The sequence below is a fragment of the Nocardia sp. NPDC052254 genome (assembly GCF_040679495.1).
Classification (GTDB): domain Bacteria; phylum Actinomycetota; class Actinomycetes; order Mycobacteriales; family Mycobacteriaceae; genus Nocardia.
The window spans coordinates 25,465-44,918 of sequence record NZ_JBFAUW010000010.1; the positions used below are offsets into that span (position 1 = coordinate 25,465).

10 protein-coding genes (1 of these 10 running past the window's edge) are annotated in these 19,454 nt (G+C 68.5%); 4 read left to right on the forward strand and 6 right to left on the reverse strand.

Translation table 11 applies throughout. From position 1 onward, the window contains the following. The coding region annotated (locus AB0L57_RS23400) for a LuxR C-terminal-related transcriptional regulator (protein WP_364965871.1) crosses the window boundary (this coding region is incomplete at its 3' end): on the reverse strand, nucleotides 1-8,771 show 8,771 of its 34,235 nt. 25,464 nt of the annotated region lie to the left of the window's left edge. Nucleotides 8,772-8,904: 133 nt separating this feature from the next. Next, a complete protein-coding gene (locus tag AB0L57_RS23405; protein WP_364965874.1) occupies nucleotides 8,905-10,275 on the reverse strand; it encodes a PLP-dependent aminotransferase family protein in 1,371 nt (456 codons plus the stop codon). Nucleotides 10,276-10,360: 85 nt separating this feature from the next. On the opposite strand from AB0L57_RS23405, the gene AB0L57_RS23410 reads away from it, so the two are divergent. Then, nucleotides 10,361-11,035: a pyridoxamine 5'-phosphate oxidase family protein gene (locus tag AB0L57_RS23410; protein ID WP_364965877.1), complete on the forward strand. Its 675-nt coding sequence runs from the start codon at nucleotides 10,361-10,363 to the stop codon at nucleotides 11,033-11,035. A 111-nt stretch (nucleotides 11,036-11,146) separates the two neighbouring features. Here AB0L57_RS23410 and AB0L57_RS23415 read toward each other — a convergent pair whose 3' ends face one another. Together AB0L57_RS23415 and AB0L57_RS23420 are read right to left on the reverse strand one after the other, a co-directional pair. Next, nucleotides 11,147-12,373, reverse strand: coding sequence for a hypothetical protein (locus tag AB0L57_RS23415; protein ID WP_364965880.1), 1,227 nt, complete (start codon nucleotides 12,371-12,373; stop codon nucleotides 11,147-11,149). A 4-nt stretch (nucleotides 12,374-12,377) separates the two neighbouring features. Further along, on the reverse strand, nucleotides 12,378-13,151 hold the full coding sequence (locus AB0L57_RS23420; RefSeq protein WP_364965883.1) for a crotonase/enoyl-CoA hydratase family protein: 774 nt from the start codon (nucleotides 13,149-13,151) through the stop codon (nucleotides 12,378-12,380). 53 nt (nucleotides 13,152-13,204) lie between these two features. On the opposite strand from AB0L57_RS23420, the gene AB0L57_RS23425 reads away from it, so the two are divergent. The 3 genes from AB0L57_RS23425 to AB0L57_RS23435 all read left to right on the forward strand — a co-directional run bounded on the left by AB0L57_RS23425 (nucleotide 13,205) and on the right by AB0L57_RS23435 (nucleotide 17,163). Further along, a complete protein-coding gene (locus AB0L57_RS23425; protein WP_364965886.1) occupies nucleotides 13,205-13,852 on the forward strand; it encodes a TetR/AcrR family transcriptional regulator in 648 nt (215 codons plus the stop codon). 4 nt (nucleotides 13,853-13,856) lie between these two features. Continuing rightward, complete coding sequence (locus AB0L57_RS23430) at nucleotides 13,857-15,476, forward strand: acyl-CoA dehydrogenase family protein (protein WP_364965888.1); 1,620 nt, start codon at nucleotides 13,857-13,859, stop codon at nucleotides 15,474-15,476. A 307-nt stretch (nucleotides 15,477-15,783) separates the two neighbouring features. Beyond that, nucleotides 15,784-17,163 (forward strand): DUF1731 domain-containing protein, encoded by a 1,380-nt coding sequence (locus AB0L57_RS23435; RefSeq protein WP_364965890.1) that lies wholly within the window; start codon nucleotides 15,784-15,786, stop codon nucleotides 17,161-17,163. A 122-nt stretch (nucleotides 17,164-17,285) separates the two neighbouring features. Here AB0L57_RS23435 and AB0L57_RS23440 read toward each other — a convergent pair whose 3' ends face one another. Further along, nucleotides 17,286-17,711, reverse strand: coding sequence for a hypothetical protein (locus AB0L57_RS23440; RefSeq protein WP_364965892.1), 426 nt, complete (start codon nucleotides 17,709-17,711; stop codon nucleotides 17,286-17,288). Between the two features lie 31 nt (nucleotides 17,712-17,742). Beyond that, the gene (pgi, locus tag AB0L57_RS23445) at nucleotides 17,743-19,395 is read right to left on the reverse strand and encodes a glucose-6-phosphate isomerase (protein ID WP_364966496.1); all 1,653 of its coding nucleotides are present in this window, start codon (nucleotides 19,393-19,395) and stop codon (nucleotides 17,743-17,745) included. Between the last annotated feature and the right edge of the window lie 59 nt (nucleotides 19,396-19,454).

Genomic DNA, 19,454 nt, shown 5'->3' on the forward strand with positions numbered 1-19,454 from the left:
GTCGCATCGTCGCCGATTCGCTCGCGGGTCCTGCCGTCGAGTTGTTCGAACCATGCGTTGTGGAGCGCGTCGCGGCCGACTTCATCGTCGGTGGTCGCGGCGATGCCGGCTGCCCGCAGCAGCGAGTTCAGCCCCGGCAGGATCTTGCGATCGAATTCCAGGAGCCAGGAGTCGAAAGCTGCCAGCAGGTAGTCGCCCTCGGACCTGCGCCAGCGGTGCGTGCTGTAGTCGACCAGCCCTTCGAGCCAATTTTCGAAGGAGATTTCACGAGCGATATCGTCGCGCTCGAGCAGGCCTCGATAGTATTCGTAGAGGTACGGGAATGCTCGTGGCTCCAGCCAATCTCGGTAGACGCGCTTGTTGTCGAATCGAAAATCCGGCGGGAGTTCTTCGATGTCCCGCCCGTCGGCGGACCGGCGTTTCCGGAGTTCGTCCAGGACCGACTTCGATGGCGGCCCGGATTCCGTCGGTCGCGAGGTTCGTGCCTGCGCGTGGGCCAATTCGTGGCGAAGTGCGTCGTACGCGGCATTCCCGGTGCTTTCCTGCTTGGATCCCTGGATGATGCCCTGGCGGGAAGAATCGTGCAGGAACGTCGAATTGCAGAAGTAGGCCTCGTTAAGAAATACGACGCTCTTGACTTCCACGGTAGCGGGATCATCGGCCTTCGCCAGCCAGCGAAATTGTCCGAACTCGGCAATGGCCGCGAGATTCACTGGCCCGACGACGATGGCGTCGATCCGAAGGGTCGGGTCTTCGGCGATCGCGTCGGTGATCGCGTTTCGGATCGACCACGCGGTGTGCACGGTCATGCCCGCCTTGTCCATGCCGACGACTTCGATATCGAAGGTGCGGAATATCTGCGCGGCGATGGCCTGTGTGATGAGGGACGTGGCGTGCGCCGGTGTGCCGGGCTCCGGATAGCCGGGCCGGTTGGCGCCGGTATGACGGCGGCTCGGCAGGGCGGTGGATTCGGAAGCGGCGACCGCGAAACGCTCGGAATTCGTTGTCCTGTCCGGTGATCCGCCGACCTCGATTTCGGCCACCGACGGTGCGTCGAGGACGGTGGCAGCGGGTTGGTGCCGCACCCCGTCGAGGGCGTGGACGTCGAGCAGCCCCGCACGGATGGCGGTGGCGACGGTGGCCCCGGGTGTGCTGGTGCCCAGGCGGTGTCGCAGATCGGTGAGGTAGCCGCGGACCTTTGCCTCGGGGATGTCGAGCTCGCCGGCGAGTTCGGTCGCCGACAGCCCGCGCGCGGTGCCGGTGAGCACGGCGGTCTGGTTCGGCGAGAGATTCAGCGCGCGAGAGCTTTTCGGCGGTGCGATGGTGGTGAGATCGATATCGCCGCGACGGATGGCCGCGGTCACGGTGCCGGCGATGGTGGTGGTGCCGAGGATGGGTTCGAGCTTCCGGATGAGGTCCGGCACGAGGTGCGCCGGCACGCGAAGCGTTCGGGCGATGACGGCATTGGGGGTGCCGAGAGCCAGTAGCCCGGCCAGAGTCGTGTGTTCGTCGGTGAGGGTCGGTCCCGTGGCGGTGGTCGACAATGCCGTCGTGATGGAGCGCAGCAGGCGGTGCAGGGCGCCGTTGGCGATGGCACGCACCGTATTCGGCTGCCAGTGGTCTGCGGTGGTGGCGTCGGCGTTGTGTGCCGCGGCGATCTGTTGTTCGGTCATTCCGCGCTGGTAGCGCAGCAGCAGGGTGTGGCGCTGGCTGGGATGGAGCTGATCGAGGTGTCGCTGCAGCATCTCCTGGGGGATGTTGATGAGAGCGCTACGGGCTGCTACCCCTTCGGGGGAGTCGTCGAGGGTGGCGTGCGCGGCGGCGAGTGCGCGCTGGAAGGTTCGGTCGTCACCTGCGCCGCGGGGTGGTACGTCCGGGTTGGATGTGTCGCGATCCTGCGGTTGCGCTGCGACCGGTGCGGGTGCCGGTGCCGGTGCGGTGACAACCCGCTGGTGCTGTGGCCAGTCCGGTGCGTAGATGTCGATGAGTCCGGAGCGGATGGCGGTGGCCGTGGAGGCCGCGGGAGTGCGGGTGCCGAACCGATGACCGAGATCGGTGAGGTAGTTGCGGACCTTCGTTTCGGAGATGTCGAGTTCGGCTGCGGTCTCCGCCGCGCCACGGCCCTGGGCGGTACGAGTCACGACCTGCTGCTGGATCGGTGAGATATCCAGTGCGCTGGGACGTTTCGGCATCTCGATGGAGGTCGGGTCGACGTAGCCGTAGCGGATGGCTTCGGTGACACTGCCGGCAATGGTGGTGGTGCCGAATGTGGTGCCGATGGCCGAGGCGAGAGCGGGTACCTGTTCGTGGGGCACACCCAGTTGAGGAGCGATGACGGAATTCGGCGTCCCGGTCGCGAAGAGCTGGACGGCGGCGGCTTCGGTCTCGGTGAGAATCGGCTGGCTCGACGTGACTTCCGTTGCGGTGGTCAGGGATCGGGCGAGGCGATGGAGCGCACCGACGGTCAGGGCATGGATGGTGGCCGGTTGCCACTGGTCCGCCGCGGTGGCGTGGGCATTGTGGGAATGCGCGGCCTGCTCATTGCTGAGGCCACGCTGACCGCGGCGATAACGCAGGTCCAGGGCCTCGCGCTGATTGGGGGTGAGCTGTTCCAGCTGCTGCTGCAGTGCGGCGAGAGGCAGGACGGTGAGCAGGGGGGCGATCGCACCGGAGAATTGGTCGTCGTCGCGGTAGGCCGCCACCAGTCGTGGGCGCAGGGTGCGCAGATTCCAGACCGTGTCGCTGTCCATCCCGGGCGGGGCGGCATCCGGGTCGGTCTTCGCCTGCGAGGCGCCGAACTGATTGGAAGAAGCTGGGGCCGTGGATGATTCGTGATCATCGCTCTCCGGGGTCGCTTCCGGAGCGGGTTTCGTCTCGGTCGGGTCGATCAGCGCCTGGAAGTCGACATCGGCGAATTGCTCGGCGACTGCCTCGGTGAGCTGTGTGATCGCGCTGTTCTGCTGGGCGGTGAGTTCGGCACCGGCCCGTACGGCGGCCAGCGCATCGGTGATGGGCACGGTGTCGGCCAACTGACCGAAACCGTCGAGCAGTGCGTTCTGTGCCTGTTCGAGCAGCCAGGAATCGGGTGTGGCATCAGCGGGAACGATCCACTGATTCCGTTGTGCCGCACCGAATCCGGCTAGAACGAGGCGTTCGGTGAGTTGCTGGACCGGTGCGGGGGCGGAGCCCTTCGGATCCCAGCCGAGGGTGTTCGCGATCTTCGCCTGCAGGTCCTGCCCGTGCTGAACCAGCAGGGTGACGAATGCGCCGGATTTGCCTTCCCGGGCCTGCTGCCAGGCATCGGGGGTCGAGTCCGCGCCACGATCGGCATTCTGGCCGGAATCCGTGGCCGGTGTGCGGTCGGCCGAGCCCGTGGCCGGCGACGACTGGGGTGGTGGTTGTGGGGGTGGTTGTGCCGGTGGAGTCTGGGCCGTGTCCTGGTTCGCCGCCGGTGGTGCGTGAGCTTGGTAGGTCGAGCCGTGGCGCGAGGCCAGCAGATTCGCTTCGACGGCTGCCTTCGAAGCGGGTACGGCTTGCTCGAGAAGGATGGTTTCGGCGGCGGCCTTGGCCTTGGCGGCGGCGGCGACCTTTTCGCGGTTTTCCGCTGAGTCGTGTGTCTGCAGTACGCGTTCGGCGGCTGTGTGGTTTTCGCTGGCCTTCTGGTAGAGCACGATCTGCTGGACGACACCGTTGTCGGCGACCGTGCTGCGGAAGTCCTCGGGTGAGATGTAATGCACTGTGCTGCCGGGCGTTCCACCGTTCTCGCGGTCGTCGCCGGAGCCGCTGCGGGCAGGACGTCCGTCGACCTGCTGGTTCACTCGTTCCGAATACGCCGGTCCGCCGGAGGTTTTGCCCAGGACGCCGCCCCGTGCGCGTGGCTCGCCGTCCGCGGTGGGCACCTTGGCCCGGTCGATCGCCGCTTGCGATGGTGTCGGGTCGGCGCCGCGGGTGCCGTCCTTGTTGGTGATGTAGATGGTGCCGAGATCGCCGAATTCTTTGATCTTCTGGCGGACCAGAGCCTCCGCCCGGGCATTGCTGCCGCCGTGTTCGCCATAGAAGTCCGCGTCGACGACCTCGTACTTCAGCTGGAAGTCCCCGCCGTACTGCTCCTTCCCGACCACGTTGATCCAGTCGAGCAATCCCCGCCGCCCGGCTTGCGGGTCGCCGCGGATCTCGCCGTTGTCCAGCATGACCACCCACTGGGGTAGCCCGGTCTGGCGGAAGGTACCGGTCTTCTCGTCGAAGACGATCTCGGCGTCGGTGAGTATGTCGCGCGCCATCTGCTCGAGTTTGGCCTGAGTGTTGTTCCGCAAGATGGGTTCGAGGAGTTGCAGTTGTGATTCGTAGAAACGCGGCATCTCCGCGACCGGGCCGACGCCCAGATCGTCGTAGAGCGCGTTCTCGACGAATTTGAGCGTGCCCGACATTCCCTTCGGGCGGAACAGCAGCTTGCTGCCGATCAGCTGCCAGGGCGACATGCGCATGGAATGCTCCTGCTCGGCCCGGATCGTAGCGCCCTCTTTGAGCTCGACGAATTGTCCCACGCCCTGCCAGCGGACCTCGGTCGACTTCGTGCGGTCCCACTGTGGTTTGTCGGTGGTCTCGGAGGCCAAGGGACCGATTCTGCGAACGGTTTCGGGCTTGCCGTTCGCACCCGCTGTGGCGCCGCTGCCGATCTCGCCGTCGGCCGTCTCCTCGCGGACGATGTAGTGCGTTCCTCGCTCGACGCCCCAGCGGGCATTGGCGGCGTGTGCGAACAGCTCCGCGTCCTCGGGTGTGATGGGCGCGCGCGCGGCCTTTTCGAGCTTGGCCATCGCGGTCTCCGTGGTGCGCGACGCCCACATCCCGCGAGTGTTCTCCGGACGGCCGAAATCGGCTGCGGTCAGGCCGTGGTCGCGTTCGGCGACTTCCAGGTTCGTCCAGATCTTCTCCAACAGGGCGCGACGCTCGGGGCCGGCGTCTTTGGCCGCCTCGGGTGAGAGAACGCATTCGACCTGGCCGTCGTAGATGGAGTCGAATTCGTCGATGGTGAGCCTGCCGCCGGGGAACGGATCGAAGCGCTGCTCCAACCCGTGATCGGCAGCCGCGAGGTCGAGCTGCTTCTTGATGGCGTCCAGCGGTGGTTTCTCGTTCAGCCACATCCGCAGGGCATCGATCTCGTTCTTGGAGGCACCCGCCGCGCCGAGCTGGTCGACCATCTCGTTGGCGACCTTCAGCGCCCGGAACACATAGTCCTCTTTGGTGCCGACGACGATTCGACGCCGGCCCTCGGGCAGCTCGGGCAGCGGCCCGTCCTGGTCCATGCGGACGATATCGACACCGACATCGGAGTCCGGCCGCACCACGAAGTCGTGCAGTTCGCCGGCCAGTTCGCCGGCCAGCAGATCGCTACTCGTCCAGGCGTGGGCGGTGCCGTTGTCGATGGCGTCGGCGACCAGGCTCATCACCATCACCAGCGTCTTGCCTTCGCCGGTCTTCATGTCGACCGGACCGTGTTCCAGCGCCAGGAAGGTCGCGACCTGGGTCTCGCGGGCGATTCGATGGCGATCGTCACCGCGGGCGATCCATTCGGTCATCGCCGCGATGCGCTCGTCGATTCTGCCGCTGGTGATCGTGACGATCAGTTCTTTCGCGCGAGTCTGGCCGATCGGTCCGTGATCACCTATCGCGTTGGACAATTCGCGGATGGAGCCGATTGCCCGCGCCGCGGCCAGCGGGGCACGGACCCGCTCCTTCGCCACCGCATCGAACACGGCCTTGCGATCGGGGAGTGCACCGGATTCGAACGCCCGCATCAGTGCCACACCCGCCTCGTCGGACAGTTTCACCAACGCGATCACGGCTTCTCGGATCGTGACCTCACGGGCCGCGACCGCCGCCCGATACGCGTCCTGCCCGAGCGTGAGTGCGATGGATGCGCGATCGCGGGCATCGATGGTCTGTTCGTGGGCGACGACCGCGGCGTCGTGCTCGGCGACGGCGGTGGCGAGTGCGGTCTCTGCCTCCCGGTGTTCGGCGGCGGCTCGCTCGCGAGCCGCGATGGCCTCGTCCCGAGCCGCGAAGGCCTCCACCTGTGCGGTACGCGCCTCCTCGCGGGCGGCGACGGCCCGGTCGCGTTCGCTGCGGGCCCGCTCGTCGGCGGTCCGGGCCCGTTCCTGGGCCTTCAACGCGCGCTCGCGCTCGGCCAGCGCCCGCTCGTGCGCCGCTCGAGCCTCCTCATGCGCTCTGGTGGTGGATTCCTCACCGGAGATGGCATTTTCGCGCGCTCGGGTCAGCATTTCCTCGGCGACCCTCACCTGTTCCTGCGCCGCGCTCACCGCTTCCTCGGCCGCGAGCAACCGTCTCTGCGCGGCGCGGGCGCGGCGCTGTGCCGCACGTGCTTCTTGATCGGCAGCGCCGCGCTGCTCGCTGGCGGTCAGCGCCTCCTGTTCGGCGGTGTCGACACGACGGCGCGCTTCCTGTACCGCGCGTTCCGCGGCGCGCGCTTCGGTCGCACGCGATTCCCGGGCAGTCTGAGCCTGCTCGGCCGCGCGGCGGGCCGATACCTCCTGCTCACCGGCCTGCTCGAGCGCGGCTTTCTTCTCGGCCACCGCCCGCTCGGCGTCATCTCGGTTCTCCTCGGACGCTTTCAGGCGGTCCACTTCGCGTTCGCGGAGCTTGGCGGCGCGCTGCTCCTCACGCGCGATCTGTTCTTCGACGTGCTTCTTCGCCTCGGCGGGACTGGCGTCGGCCGGGACCGGCGCAAGGTCGCCGCCCGAGGCTGGGGCCTGGACCGGCGGTAGACCGACGCGGCTCACATCGGCCATGACCGGTGTGACATTGCGCGGCCCGTCGAGCTCGACACCGGACTTCGACGTTTTCGACGGCTCGCCCTCGCCCAGCGGGGCCGCCGCGGCGATACGCGACTCCGATCCGGCGGCAGGGGTTTTCGCCGTTGGACCGTCCGGAGCTACCGCCGGGCCGGTGGAATCCGCGATGACCGGCGGTGCCGCCGGCTCCGATTGTGCGGTGCTGTTGACCGATTGCACTGCGGGACTGCCGGATTCGTCGGCGGACTGCGGCACCACGGGCCCATCGGCCCCGGCGTCGGTCTTCTGCACCGGTTTCGGTTGTGCGGAAACGTCCGTCGGCGCAGCGGGCTCGGACGACTGAGTGCCCTCGCCCGCCTCCAGGGTCGGCTCGTCTGTCGACTTCGGTTGTACCGCGGACGTGTTCGCGGATTCCGATGTTTCACCATCGGCTTGCTTCGGAGTGCTGACGGGATCCGGTCCGGCACCGACCTCGTCTCCCGGCTTCGGCGCCGAAATTGGTTCGGCCGCAGAGTTTTCCGCTTCGACCGTGCGCGGAACAACAGGTGCTTCGGAACGGTTCGGGGGGAGAGCGGATGTGGCCGCCGCAGACTTGGATTGCCCTTGTGCGGGATGCTCGGCCGGTGCCACGGGCGCGGGCGACTCCACCTCGGGCTTTCTGATCCGAATGTCCTCGGGGGTAACGGTATTGATCGGGCGATCCGCCAGCGGAGCGTGGGCCTTCGCGACCTTCGCACCCTCGTGCTCGCCGGTGCGGTTGCTCTCCCACCACGGTCGGGCCGGGAGCTTGCCCAGAGCCGGGGCCTTCGTGCCCGCGACTTCCCGGCGTCCGCCGTAGGAGGTCGTATCCTTTGCCCGCGGCGCCGCGCCCGACTCCACGTGCGCGGCCTTGATCTGTTCCAGGAGTGTGGCCACCTCCGGATTGAGCCCGTGCTCGTCCAGCATCGCTTCCGCCTCGCGCGTCGCCGCCGCGCGGTCGGTCGGCGGGGCGAGTAGTTCTGGTGTGCGAGTGGAGACCCGGATCTGGCGCGCCGAATACGCCGCCGATCCGAGGAATCCGGAGGTGACGGCCGGGAGCAGGCCTTGAGACACGGTCTTCCAGGTGAATTCGCCACCCGATGCGGCGATCGAGACGACGGTTCCGGCGAGGCCGCCCACGAGACCCGCTCCGGCGCCGATGGTGGCGGCGCCGCCGAGCTGGATGAGTGTTCGTCGTGGTGCGGTGGTGGCCAGTTCGGCTCGCGCGATGGTCTTCGGCATCAACCGTTTTCCCAGCCAATGGCCCGCCACCCCACCCGCGAGACCACCGGCCAGTCCCGCGCCCGCCGCCACCGCGAAGGACTTCTCGTCGAACGTGTCGCGGTGACCCTCGTGGATCTGATACGCCTGGACGCCGGCGTCGATGACTCCGATCTGCAACATCCCCACGACGCCCGCCCGTACCGCCAACTGCATGGCCGAACGTTCCGCGGCAGAGCGAAGGCCGTGCGTGGCAATGACTTCCAGCAGTCCCTTCCAGCAGTTCGACAGGGATCGCTTGGTCGCCTCGCGGACGAAGTATTGCTGGGGTACCGCGGTCGCGCCGAGAGTCAGCGCGGTACTGGCCAGCGAACCCGCGAGAATCAGCCCGAATGCGTACGCCTGGAGCTTCATCAGTTCGCTCTGCATGGCTTGTTCGTGTGCTTGTTTGGCGAGGCTGTCGCAGTACCCGGCCTGGGTGCGGAAGCTGTCGGCGGTGTTGCGGCACTGCTGGACCAGTGATCGGCTGGTCTGTCCGCTACTCGTCGCGGCGGTCCGGTCGGCCAGTGTGTCCAGCTGCGCGGCCTTGTCCCGGCAATCGGTGGCGGTGTGGCCCCAGTGATCGCCGACCGCTCGCAGGGCACTCTCGTCGGCGCGCGGCACATAGCCGATGAGGCACTCGACCACGACAGGCGGGAGCCCCCGTAGCACATCGAGACTCATCGCCAGCCTTACCTCGCCACTCCCAACCGGTGGCGCACCCGTTCACAACTCGATCGACGGGGTAATCATCCCAGCGGAAGGGCCGCTTTCCCGGGTTGGGAATGTCCGTTGCGTGACAGGTGCGACCGGCCTTTCAATTGTCTACGGTCGCCAGGCATTCCGCAGCGATGACCACCGCCTGCCGAAGCTCGGCGCGGGGCAGCGCCGCGTAGCCCACCGGCGTGCCGAAGATGTGCGGACGTCCGATGTGATGGCGCGCCAGTGCGTCCAGCTGGACCCCGCGTTGTTGCGTCCCGGCGACGGCCTGCTGTTCGGCCGCTGCCGAACCGAGTCGTACCAGTACATGGGAACCCGCGTGGTCACCGAGCACATCGAGTCCGCGGGCCCGCAGTTCGTCGACCACCAGTGCTCGCCGCGACGGCATATCGCGGCGCAGCCGGCGGAGGTGGCGGGACAGATCACCGTGCCGGGCGAGTTCGGCGACCACCAGCTGGCCCGCGGCGGCCGGCCCGGTTCCGGTCGACTCCCGATGGGCCAGTATCGCTTTGGCGACATCGACGGGTGCCACCAGCCAGCCTGCCCCGAGTGTGGTGGACAGGATCTTGGAGGTGGTTCCGAGGTGGATCACCCGATCCGGGGCCAGGGTGGCGAGCAGCGGCAGAGGTGCGCTGTCGTAGCGCAATTCGCCGTCGTAATCATCTTCGATGATCCAGGAGCCGATACGCCGGGCGAAGTCGACGAGTTCGACGCGGCGCCGCGCGGGCATGCGAGCACCGAGCGGAAACTGGTGCGCCGGAGTGCAGTACACGGCGCGCACCCCGGTGGGAATCCGGTCGACTCGGATCCCGCCGGCATCCACCGGAACCGGTACCACCTGGATGCCCGCATCGCGCAGACCACCGGCCGCCCGCTGATATCCGGGGTCCTCGATGGCCACCGCATCGCCGGGCCGCAGCAGGGCGCGGGCGAGCTCGCAGACCGCGGAACCGGTTCCGGCGGTTGCCGATATCGCTGACTCCCGGCCCGGTGTGAGGCCGCGGTGCCGCAGCAGATGTTCGGTGACGGCCGCGAGGTAGTCCGGGTCACCGGCGCGGTATTTCCGGATCGACGGTGCGTGATCTCCGGCAGCGCGCCAAGCCCGGCGCCAGGCGGCCCGGTCGATCACCTCGGCGCAGGGGGTGCCCGGAGTCAGATCCAGCAGCCCTGAGTCGTGGCCCGAAAGTAATTGTGGTTCGGTCGATTCCGGAACGGTCGCGGGGGCCGCTGCCAGATAGGTGCCGGAGCCGTGGCGTCCCGCTGTCCAGCCCTCGGCATGCAGTTGGTCATAGGCGGCGGTGACGACGGTCCGGCTGACGCCGAGTTGCCGGGCCAGGGCCCGGGAGGACGGCAGCCGATCGCCGCCACGTAACCGGCCGGCCGTGGCCGCGGCGCGCAGCTCGTCGGCGACCTGCACCGCCAGCGGACGTGCCGCACTCCGATCGATGGACAGCGGCAGTTCCTGCACCGCGCCTCCTACTGTCGAAGTGGACTTCCAAAATCCTGCTGAATTGGATATTCAGTAATGCCACTCAAGCGTAGATGCTGGCAGTATGACCGACACCGCGGCCACCCGAAGCCCACTGTCCCCGACAGCACGCAGCACCGTCGGACGCCTCCGCGGCCGAGCCGCGACCGACCGCGCGACCCTCGACGACATCCTGGATCAGGGTCTGATCTGTCATCTCGGGGTCACCCTGCGCGGTGCCCCGGTGGTGATTCCCACGATCTACGGCCGCATCGGCGACACCCTGTATCTGCACGGATCCACCGGCGCCGGAAATCTTCGAGCGGCGCTGACCGGTGAGATCTCGGTGGCGGTCACCCTGGTCGACGCCATCGTGTACGCCCGCGCGGCCATGCACTTCTCGATGAACTACCGCTCCGCCGTGATCCACGGCTGCCCCGTCGAGATCACCGACGACGACGAGCGCACGGCGGCGCTGCGGGCGGTGGTCGAACACTCCGCACCGGGGGCATGGGACACCGTGCGCCCGCCGGACAAGAAGGAGTCGGCGGCCACCATCGTGCTGGCTCTGGACCTGACCGAAGCGTCGGTCAAGACCCGCACCGGCGACCCGTCCGACGATCCGGCCGACCTCGACAGCCCGGCCTGGGCGGGGATACTTCCGGTGCACACGACCTTCGGCGCACCGATTCCGTCGGCCGATCTCGCGCACGAGAGCGACGTCCCGGCCCACATCCGAGCGCGCGCGCGTGCGATGTGAGCGAGCGGCGCGGTTGTCGTGTGTAGACCTTTGGCCCATCCCACAGTTTCGCCAGGTCGCCCTGGCTGTCGGCGGTCGTCGCGGTGACCCGCCTGGACGACGGCCGGGCGCTCACCAGAGCGTGACCGGGATCTGCAGGCGGTCGAACGCCGCCCGCGCGAGATCGCCCAGGGCCCTGGGCGATTCGATCCGGTCCGGGTCCAGGCTCACCAGGGCGAGGGTGTAGTCGTGCCCGATGCGGCACAGGTAGCCCGAGAGCCGGGTCCGGGGCAGTGCGGTGGGTGCGAGTCCGGGGTGGATGGCGCGGGCGGCGACACCGGTGCAGTGGTGGGGGCCCAGCCGGGTCAGCGCGGTCGGCAGGGAGCCGATATTGGAACACAGGATGTCGCGTTCACCGGCGCCGCGGGACAGCTGGTGGGCGACCCGCGATGGGAGGACCTGCAGAAGTTCCGGCGGCATACCGGCTGGGGCCGAGATGCCGGATTCGTATGCGGTCCGGCACTTTTCGCGCAGTGTCGCCGGAGTGTCGGTGAGCTCCACCGCCACCTCGGTCATCGCCATGTCGTTGTCGACCCGCCGGTCGTTCCGGGTGTCGACGGGGACCGCGGCCTGGATGCGTGGATCGGGAAAACCACTGTCCCAGAGCAATCGGCTCATGACGGTCAGGAACAGGCTGTTGGATGTTCCCCCGCGTCCGGTGGCGGCCAGGTCCCAGTCCGCCGCCGGAAACTGTAGTACCGCACCGGCACTCGGTAGTTCGGCGGCACTGCGGGGCGCCACGGGGCCGGGCCGCTCGGGTGCGCCGTGCCGTAACGCGCGAACGGTTCCGGACAACACCGTCGCCCACTGCCCGCGCGCGTCCGACCAGTCCGATCGCAGGGCAGGGTATTCGGTGACCGGCGCCCCGGACAGGGCGTGGTCGACCGCCAGGGCGAGACCGCGGCCGTCGGTCAGTGCGTGCGAACAGGTCAGCACCACCACCGACCCGCCCTCGCGCAGTGCCGCCGCGGACAGCCGCCAGCCCGGTCCGTATTCTGGATCGAGGTCGTGCCCCTGATCATCGGCCCAGCTCAGCAGGTTTGCGGACGCGATCGCGCCGTCGGCGATACGTAGTGGATGGGCCGCGTCGTTGCGCCGCCAGTGCGGTCGCGCGCCGGGGACGCGCGACCGGATCACCCGCCGTCCGAGCGGGCCGGTGCGCAGCGAGGTGTGGATCCGTTCCAGCAGCCGCCGGTCGACCGGGTCCGCGGTGCGCCACAGTCCCTGCAACGCGCTGGGAGTGCCGAGGCCGCGATGGCCCCGCAGGAAGATCTCGTCGACGACGCTCAGCCGGCCCATGCCCTCAGGCCGAGGTCCCGTGCCGCCCGGCCCCGCCGGCGAAGCGCTGGGCGCCCTCGAGTGCGCCGTCGGTGAGGGCGGTGATGCCGTGGCGGAACTCACCCGCCATCGCGTCCGCCTCGTCCAGCCCCCACTGTTCCAGCGCCGACATCCGGTCCGAGCGCAGGCAGGTTTGTGGCAGTGCGGCCAGTTCGGCGGCGAGCCGCTCTGCGGTGGCCCGGGCCTCGCCGGGGCCCACGACCTGGCTGACCAGGCCCATCTGCAGGGCCTCGGGGGCGGCGACCGCGCGCCCGGTGAGGATCATGTCCATCGCCCGCCCCGCGCCCACGATGCGCGGCAGCCGGACCGTCCCGCCGTCGATCAGCGGGACTCCCCAGCGTCGACAGAACACCCCGAAGGTGCTGTCCTGCTCGGCGATTCGCAGATCGCACCACAGCGCCAGCTCCAGGCCACCGGCCACGGCATAGCCGGAGATCGCGGCGATCACGGGTTTGGACAGTGTCATCCGGGTGGGCCCCATCGGGCCGTCGCCGTCGGCCTCGGCACGATTGGATTCCGGGGTGCCGAGCGATTTGAGGTCCGCGCCCGCGCAGAAGGTGCCGCCGGCGCCCCAGAGCACGGCTACGGCCGCCTCGTCCTCGGCCTCGAAGGTACGGAAGGCGTCGGCCAGCGCCCGCGCGGTCGGGCCGTCGACCGCGTTGCGGGCCTGCGGACGATCCAGGACGACGGTGAACACCGGTCCGGTGCGTTCGATTCGTACGCTCACCCCGTCGACCATACGGCCGTTCCCGGCCCTTGCGTCAAGAAATGAATCTGTGGTTCACTTCTTGTGTGGCGTACCGCAGAACCCCCGCTGTGCAGGCCCGCCTCGACGCGCAGGCCCGCGCCATCGTGCATGCCGCGATGAAGGTGCTGTCCGAACAAGGGTTCGCGGGGCTGTCCATGGCCGCCGTTGCCGCCGAGGCCGGCGTCGCGACCGGAACGGTCTACAAGAGCTTCGGCGGTAAGGCCGAGCTGGTGACCGCTGTCTTCCGTGATGTGGTGACCCGCGAGGTCGCCGCCGTCGCGCAGGCGGGTGCCGAGGGTGGCGTGGTCGACCGTGTCAGCGCCGCGGTGGAGACCTTCGCCGGGCGCGCGCTGAAGAATCCCAAACTCGCCTATGTCCTGCTGGCGGAGCCGGTCGACGCCGGTGTGGACACCGAGCGCCTGCGCTTCCGCCGCGCCTTCGCCGAGACCTTCGAGTCCGCGATCGCCGACGGTGTCGCCGGCGGACGGCTACCGGCACAGGATCCGCGTACCAGCGCCACGGCGCTGGTGGGGGCGATCGGGGAGGTACTGGTCGGACCGCTGGCACAGGGCCTGCAGAGTGAATCGGTGGTGCCGGAACTGGTCGCCTTCGCACTGCGCGCCCTCGGTGTCACCGACCCCGAACGCATCGACAACCATCGCACCGATATCGGCGCGGACGAACAGGAGTAATCGGATGTCCACTCATGACGTGTTCAACCAGGTTCCGCCGATCACCCCGTTCGACTTCTCCCGCAACCCCGCGCTGCTCGAGGGCCTGCGCCGCGAAGGCGCCGGCTGGGCCGAGGCCGAGGTGCGCGAATTGGGCGCGCTGGCAGGTAGTTTCGAGGTGCAGGAGTGGGGCCGGCTGGCCAACGAGTATCCGCCGGTGCTGCACACCCACGACCGCTACGGCAATCGCGTCGACGAGGTGGAGTTCCACCCCTACTGGCACAACCTGATGGATGTCGCGGTACGGCACGGTCTGCACGGCAGCCCTTGGCTCGACGAGCGGCCCGCCGCGCACGCCGCGCGCGCCGCCAAGTTCTACACCTGGGGAATCGCCGATGCCGGGCACATGTGCCCCATCTCGATGACCTACGCCGCCGTCCCCGCGCTGCGCCACAACCCCGAGCTGGCCGCGCGTTACGAACCGCTACTCGGTTCCCGCAGTTATGATTTCGGCCTGCGCGAGCCGTCGTCGAAAGCGGGCCTGATCGCCGGAATGTCGATGACGGAGAAGCAGGGCGGCTCGGATGTGCGGGCCAACACCACCACGGCCACACCGCAACCCGACGGCACCTACCGGATCGTCGGCCACAAGTGGTTCACCTCCGCGCCCATGTCGGACATGTTCCTGACCCTCGCCCAGGCGCCGGGTGGACTGTCCTGCTTCCTGCTGCCGCGAGTACTGCCCGACGGCACCCGCAACACCCTTCGGCTGCAACGGCTGAAGGACAAGCTGGGCAACAAGTCCAACGCCTCCTCGGAGATCGAGTACGAGAACGCGGTGGGCTGGCTGGTCGGTGCCGAGGGTGCCGGGGTCAAGACCATCATCGAGATGGTGAACATGACGCGCCTGGACTGCGTGATCGGCTCCGCCACCGGAATGCGCACCGGTGTGGTGTACGCGGCCCATCACGCCCGGTACCGGGAAGTGTTCGGCGCCAAGCTCATCGACCAGCCCGCGATGCGCAATGTGCTGGCGGATCTGGTGATCGAATCCGATGCCGCCACCACCGTCATGATGCGACTGGCCGGTGCCACCGACCGCGCCGGCACCGATCCGGCCGAGGCCGCGCTGCGCCGGATCGCCCTGGCGGTCACCAAGTACTGGGTCTGCAAGCGGGCGCCCGCCCACGCCGCCGAGGCGCTGGAATGTTTCGGCGGCAACGGCTATGTCGAGGAGAGTGGGATGCCGCGCCTGTACCGGGAGGCGCCGCTCATGTCCATCTGGGAGGGGTCGGGCAATGTGGCGGCGCTGGACGCCCTGCGCGCCATGGGCCGCCAGCCCGAAACCGTGGAGGCCTATTTCAACGAGGTCTCGCTGGCCCGCGGCGCCAACCATCACCTCGACGACGCCATCGACCGCATCGGCAAGGAACTGACCGATCTCACCGATATCGAATACCGCGCCCGCCGGGTCGTCGAGCTGATGGCGCTCGTGCTGCAGGGCGCGCAGCTGGTGCGGCACGGTCACGCCGCGGTCGCGGATGCGTTCTGCGCCAGTCGATTCGGTGGAGACTGGGGTATCGCGTTCGGGACGTTGCCGGTGGGTGTGGACACCGAAGCCATTCTGGAACGCGCTGTCGTATAGCGGGTTTCGTGCGCCGGTGTGAGCCCGCTGCCCGAATCGCCGCACGGATTCGGCGGCCGAAACCGCGTCGCCCCCGGCGGCAGGGCGTGTGGCCGGGATGGCGCTCGCGCGCCTTCGAACCGGTGCACGGCCCGCGCCACGCTCGGCTGGTGGGGGAGCCGTGGCGGCCGGTGTGTGGTCGAACGTGGACGACCGGGTGGGGTGTATCACCGTGCCGGTCGAGTTGTTCGTGCTCAGCGAATGCCTTCGCGGTGCGGTGAGCAAGCCCACGCTTCCCTGAACCGGGTCGCGTGGGTTGGATCGAGGTATGTCTCGTACAACGGTGTACAAGCAGTTCATCGCCCTGCCGCCGGAACGGCTGTGGGCGGTGCTGGGGGATCTCACGCGGTGGCCGGAATGGAATCCGGCCGTCGCCTCGGTGGCGCTGCGCGCCTCGCCCGCGGTGGGCGTCACCGGCGACTATCTGCCCGCCGGCGGGGTGAGTGCGGCCGTACACGGGCGGCTGGCGCGGCCGTTTCGCATCACCGCCTGCGAACCCGGCCGTGAACTGCGTATCGAACAACCCGAACCCGCGGGCGCGCTGCGGATCAGCTGGACGCTGCGGGCCCGGCCGGGCGGATCCGAACTGACCCAGCGGCTGGAACTCGACGGTGCCTCGGCGCCGGTCTTCTGGCAGGTGATCGGTTCGAGGCTGCAGACCGACATACGAATCAGCTTCGCGCGCTTGGCCTTCGCCGCCGGTCTCGCACCGGCCCCCGATGCGATCGACGTCGTGATCGCCGGTGGTACCGGCGCGCTCGGCCGCCATATCGCGGCGGACCTGGCCTGCCGCGGGCAACGCGTCACCATCCTGACCCGCCACCCCGATCCCGCGCTACCGTTCCCGCAGATCCGGTGGGACGGCCGGACGCAGGGCGAGTGGGTGAACGCCCTGCGCGGACCAGGCCGGCTCGCCGTGATCAATCTGGCCGGCCGGCTCGTCGACTGCCGGCCCACACCACGCAATGTCGAGATGCTGCGCCGCAGCCGGGTGGACTCCACCGCGGCACTGGTCACCGCCTCGACAACCCTCGACCGCCCGATCGACTACTGGATCCAGGCCGGCACCACCGCGATCTGGTCGGATGCCGGTGAAATGCGTTGTACCGAAACGACTCCGCTCCCGGTGGGCCTCCCTCAGATGACCGGGGTGGCGCAGCCGTGGGAGGCGGCGTTCGAGGGCGCCGCCGCGCAGCGGTGGATCATCCTGCGCACCTCCATCGTGCTCGATCCGCAGGCTCGCGCACTGCGGCGGCTGATCGCATTGACCAAGGCGGGCCTCGGCGGCAGTGTCGGGCGCGGTGATCAGTGGTTCAGCTGGATCCATATCGAGGACTGGCTGGCCATCGTGCGTGCCGGGCTCGGACTCGATCCCGAGATCGATCTGCCGAACGGAATCGTCGTCGCCGCAACGGAGAACCCGGTCCGCAATCGGGAATTGATGACCGCCCTGCGCCGTCGTCTTCGCCGCCCACCGGCACCGCCCACGCCCGCACCGCTGCTGCGGATCGGCGCGGTCTTCCTGCGCACCGACCCGGCCCTGGGCCTCACCGGCCGCCATGCGACCTCGGAAGTGCTGGCGCGCACCGGTTTCCGATTCCGTCATCCGACACTGGACGACGCACTCGCGGATCTGCTCCCGCGATGATCGCCGACGCGTCGCGGAAAAAGGAGTGTGCCGCCGATGTGCCGGGTGTCGGCGTGAAATGAGCGGGATGGCCGAGTGCGGGTGCCTCGCCCAGGGGCCGGGGTACCGGCACTCGTCCGCTCTCAGGGCGCTGCGGCGATCGCGAGCCCGATCAACCCCACCACCATGAGCAGTTCCAGACCGATGTACCAGTAGTGCGCGGTCGAGCGCGGCCCGTCCTCGCCGGCCAGCACCCGGTTCGAGCGGCGGGTCAGCGGCGGCCGCACCACGGCGACCTGGAGTACCAGCACCACCGTCGCCCCGATCAACCAGCCCCAGGTGGCCCCGCTCGGCCGCACCACGATCGCGGAGATGAGCAGCAGGACCGCCAGGATGCCCTCGCAGATGTTGAGAGCGCGGAACACGATCCGCCCGATCCCGAGCCCCAGAGCCAGTGTCACTCCCGGTGCGCGGAATTTCAGTGGTGCCTCGAGAAAGGAGATCGCCAGCACCATTCCGAGCCACAGCATCGGAAGAAACCACAGCAGATGTTGTGCGACGGAGGTCATGGCGGCCGACAATACAACGATGCGGTGCCCATCAGCGGTGTCCGCGATACCACCGAATCAGCGCATCGGTCGACGAATCCGACTGTGGCGCAGGCTCCTCGGCGGCGGTCAACAGCGGCTCCAGGGCCAGTGCCTGCTGTTTGCCGAGCTCCACACCCCACTGGTCGAAGCTGTCGATACCCCAGATCACACCCTCCACGAAGACCTGGTGTTCGTAGAGCGCGATGAGCTGTCCGACGACCGACGGGGTGAGTCGCGGGGCGAGGATGGTCGTCGAGGGCCGGTTGCCGGGCATCACCCGATGCGGCACCAGTGCCGGATCGAAGCCGGGAGCGGCACCGTCCTCGGCCTCGATCTCGGCCGCGGTACGTCCGAAGGCGAGCACCTTGGTCTGCGCGAACAGATTGCTCATCAGGATGTCGTGCATACTGCCCGAACCGTCGCGCGTCGCGAGATCGTCGGTGGGCCGGGCGAATCCGATGAAATCGGCGGGAACCAGCCGAGTGCCCTGATGCAGCAGCTGATAGAACGCGTGCTGACCGTTGGTGCCCGGCTCGCCCCAGAAGATCTCACCGGTCGACGTCGTCACCGGGCTGCCGTCGAGGCGCACCGACTTACCGTTGGACTCCATGGTCAACTGCTGCAGATAGGCCGGGAAACGAGCCAGATCGTCGGCATAGGGCAGGACCGCGCGCGACTGGGCACCGAAGAAGTTCGAATACCACACGCCCAGCAGGCCGAGCAGGATCGGCGCGTTGCGTTCCGGCGGGGCGGAGACGAAATGTTGGTCGATACTGTGCATTCCGGCGAGGAACTCGGCGAACCGCTCCCGGCCGATGACCACCATGATCGACAGTCCGATCGCCGAATCCACCGAATAGCGGCCGCCGACCCAATCCCAGAACTCGAACATGTTCGCGGTGTCGATCCCGAAATCCGCGACCCGCTGCGCGTGCGTGGACACCGCCACGAAATGTTTGGCGACCGCTTCCTCGCCGAGCGCGGCGACCAGCCAGCGCCGTGCGGCGGTGGCGTTGGTCAGCGTCTCCAGCGTCGAAAAGGTCTTGGACGCAACGACGAACAAGGTCCGTGCCGGATCGAGGCCGTCCAGTTTCGCGGTCAGATCCGCCGGATCGATGTTGGAGACGTACCGCGCCGAGATACCCGCGTCCGCATAGTGCCGCAATGCCTGAAAGAGCATGGCGGGCCCGAGATCCGAACCGCCGATACCGATGTTCACCACCGTCGTGATGCGCTCACCGGTCGCGCCGCGCCACCGCCCGGACCGCACCTCATCGGTGAAATCGCCCATCCGGCGCAGTACTTCGTGCACGGCCGCACCGGCATCGGAACCGTCGATCGGCATCCGGACGCCCGCCGGCAGTCGCAGCGCCACATGGCCCACCGCACGATCCTCGGACGTGTTGATGTGCTCGCCCGCGAACATCGCGTCCCGACGCCGGGCGACACCGGCGACATCGGCCAAATCGAGTAGTAGATCGAGGGTTTCGCGCGTGACGCGATGCTTGCTGTAGTCGATGCGCAGCTCGCCCGCCTCGACGATCAGCTCCCGTCCACGGCCGGGATCCTCGCTGAAGAAATCGCGGAGATGTCTATCAGCCACCGCCGAGTGATGATCGTGCAGTTTCCGCCAGGCCGCCGTCGCGGTGATGTCGCTGCTCACTTCGCCGAGATTACAGACCGCGCCCAGTACGCGCAGGTGACCCGCGTGATGAAGCGGTG

Bases quoted from the DNA above. Each gene is read 5' to 3' on its own strand.
- AB0L57_RS23410 (WP_364965877.1), top strand. From the start codon at position 10,361: ATGACCGACACCGCGGCCACCCGAAGCCCACTGTCCCCGACAGCACGC.
- AB0L57_RS23415 (WP_364965880.1), bottom strand. From the start codon at position 12,373: ATGGGCCGGCTGAGCGTCGTCGACGAGATCTTCCTGCGGGGCCATCGC.
- AB0L57_RS23420 (WP_364965883.1), bottom strand. From the start codon at position 13,151: ATGGTCGACGGGGTGAGCGTACGAATCGAACGCACCGGACCGGTGTTC.
- AB0L57_RS23430 (WP_364965888.1), top strand. From the start codon at position 13,857: ATGTCCACTCATGACGTGTTCAACCAGGTTCCGCCGATCACCCCGTTC.
- AB0L57_RS23435 (WP_364965890.1), top strand. From the start codon at position 15,784: ATGTCTCGTACAACGGTGTACAAGCAGTTCATCGCCCTGCCGCCGGAA.
- AB0L57_RS23440 (WP_364965892.1), bottom strand. From the start codon at position 17,711: ATGACCTCCGTCGCACAACATCTGCTGTGGTTTCTTCCGATGCTGTGG.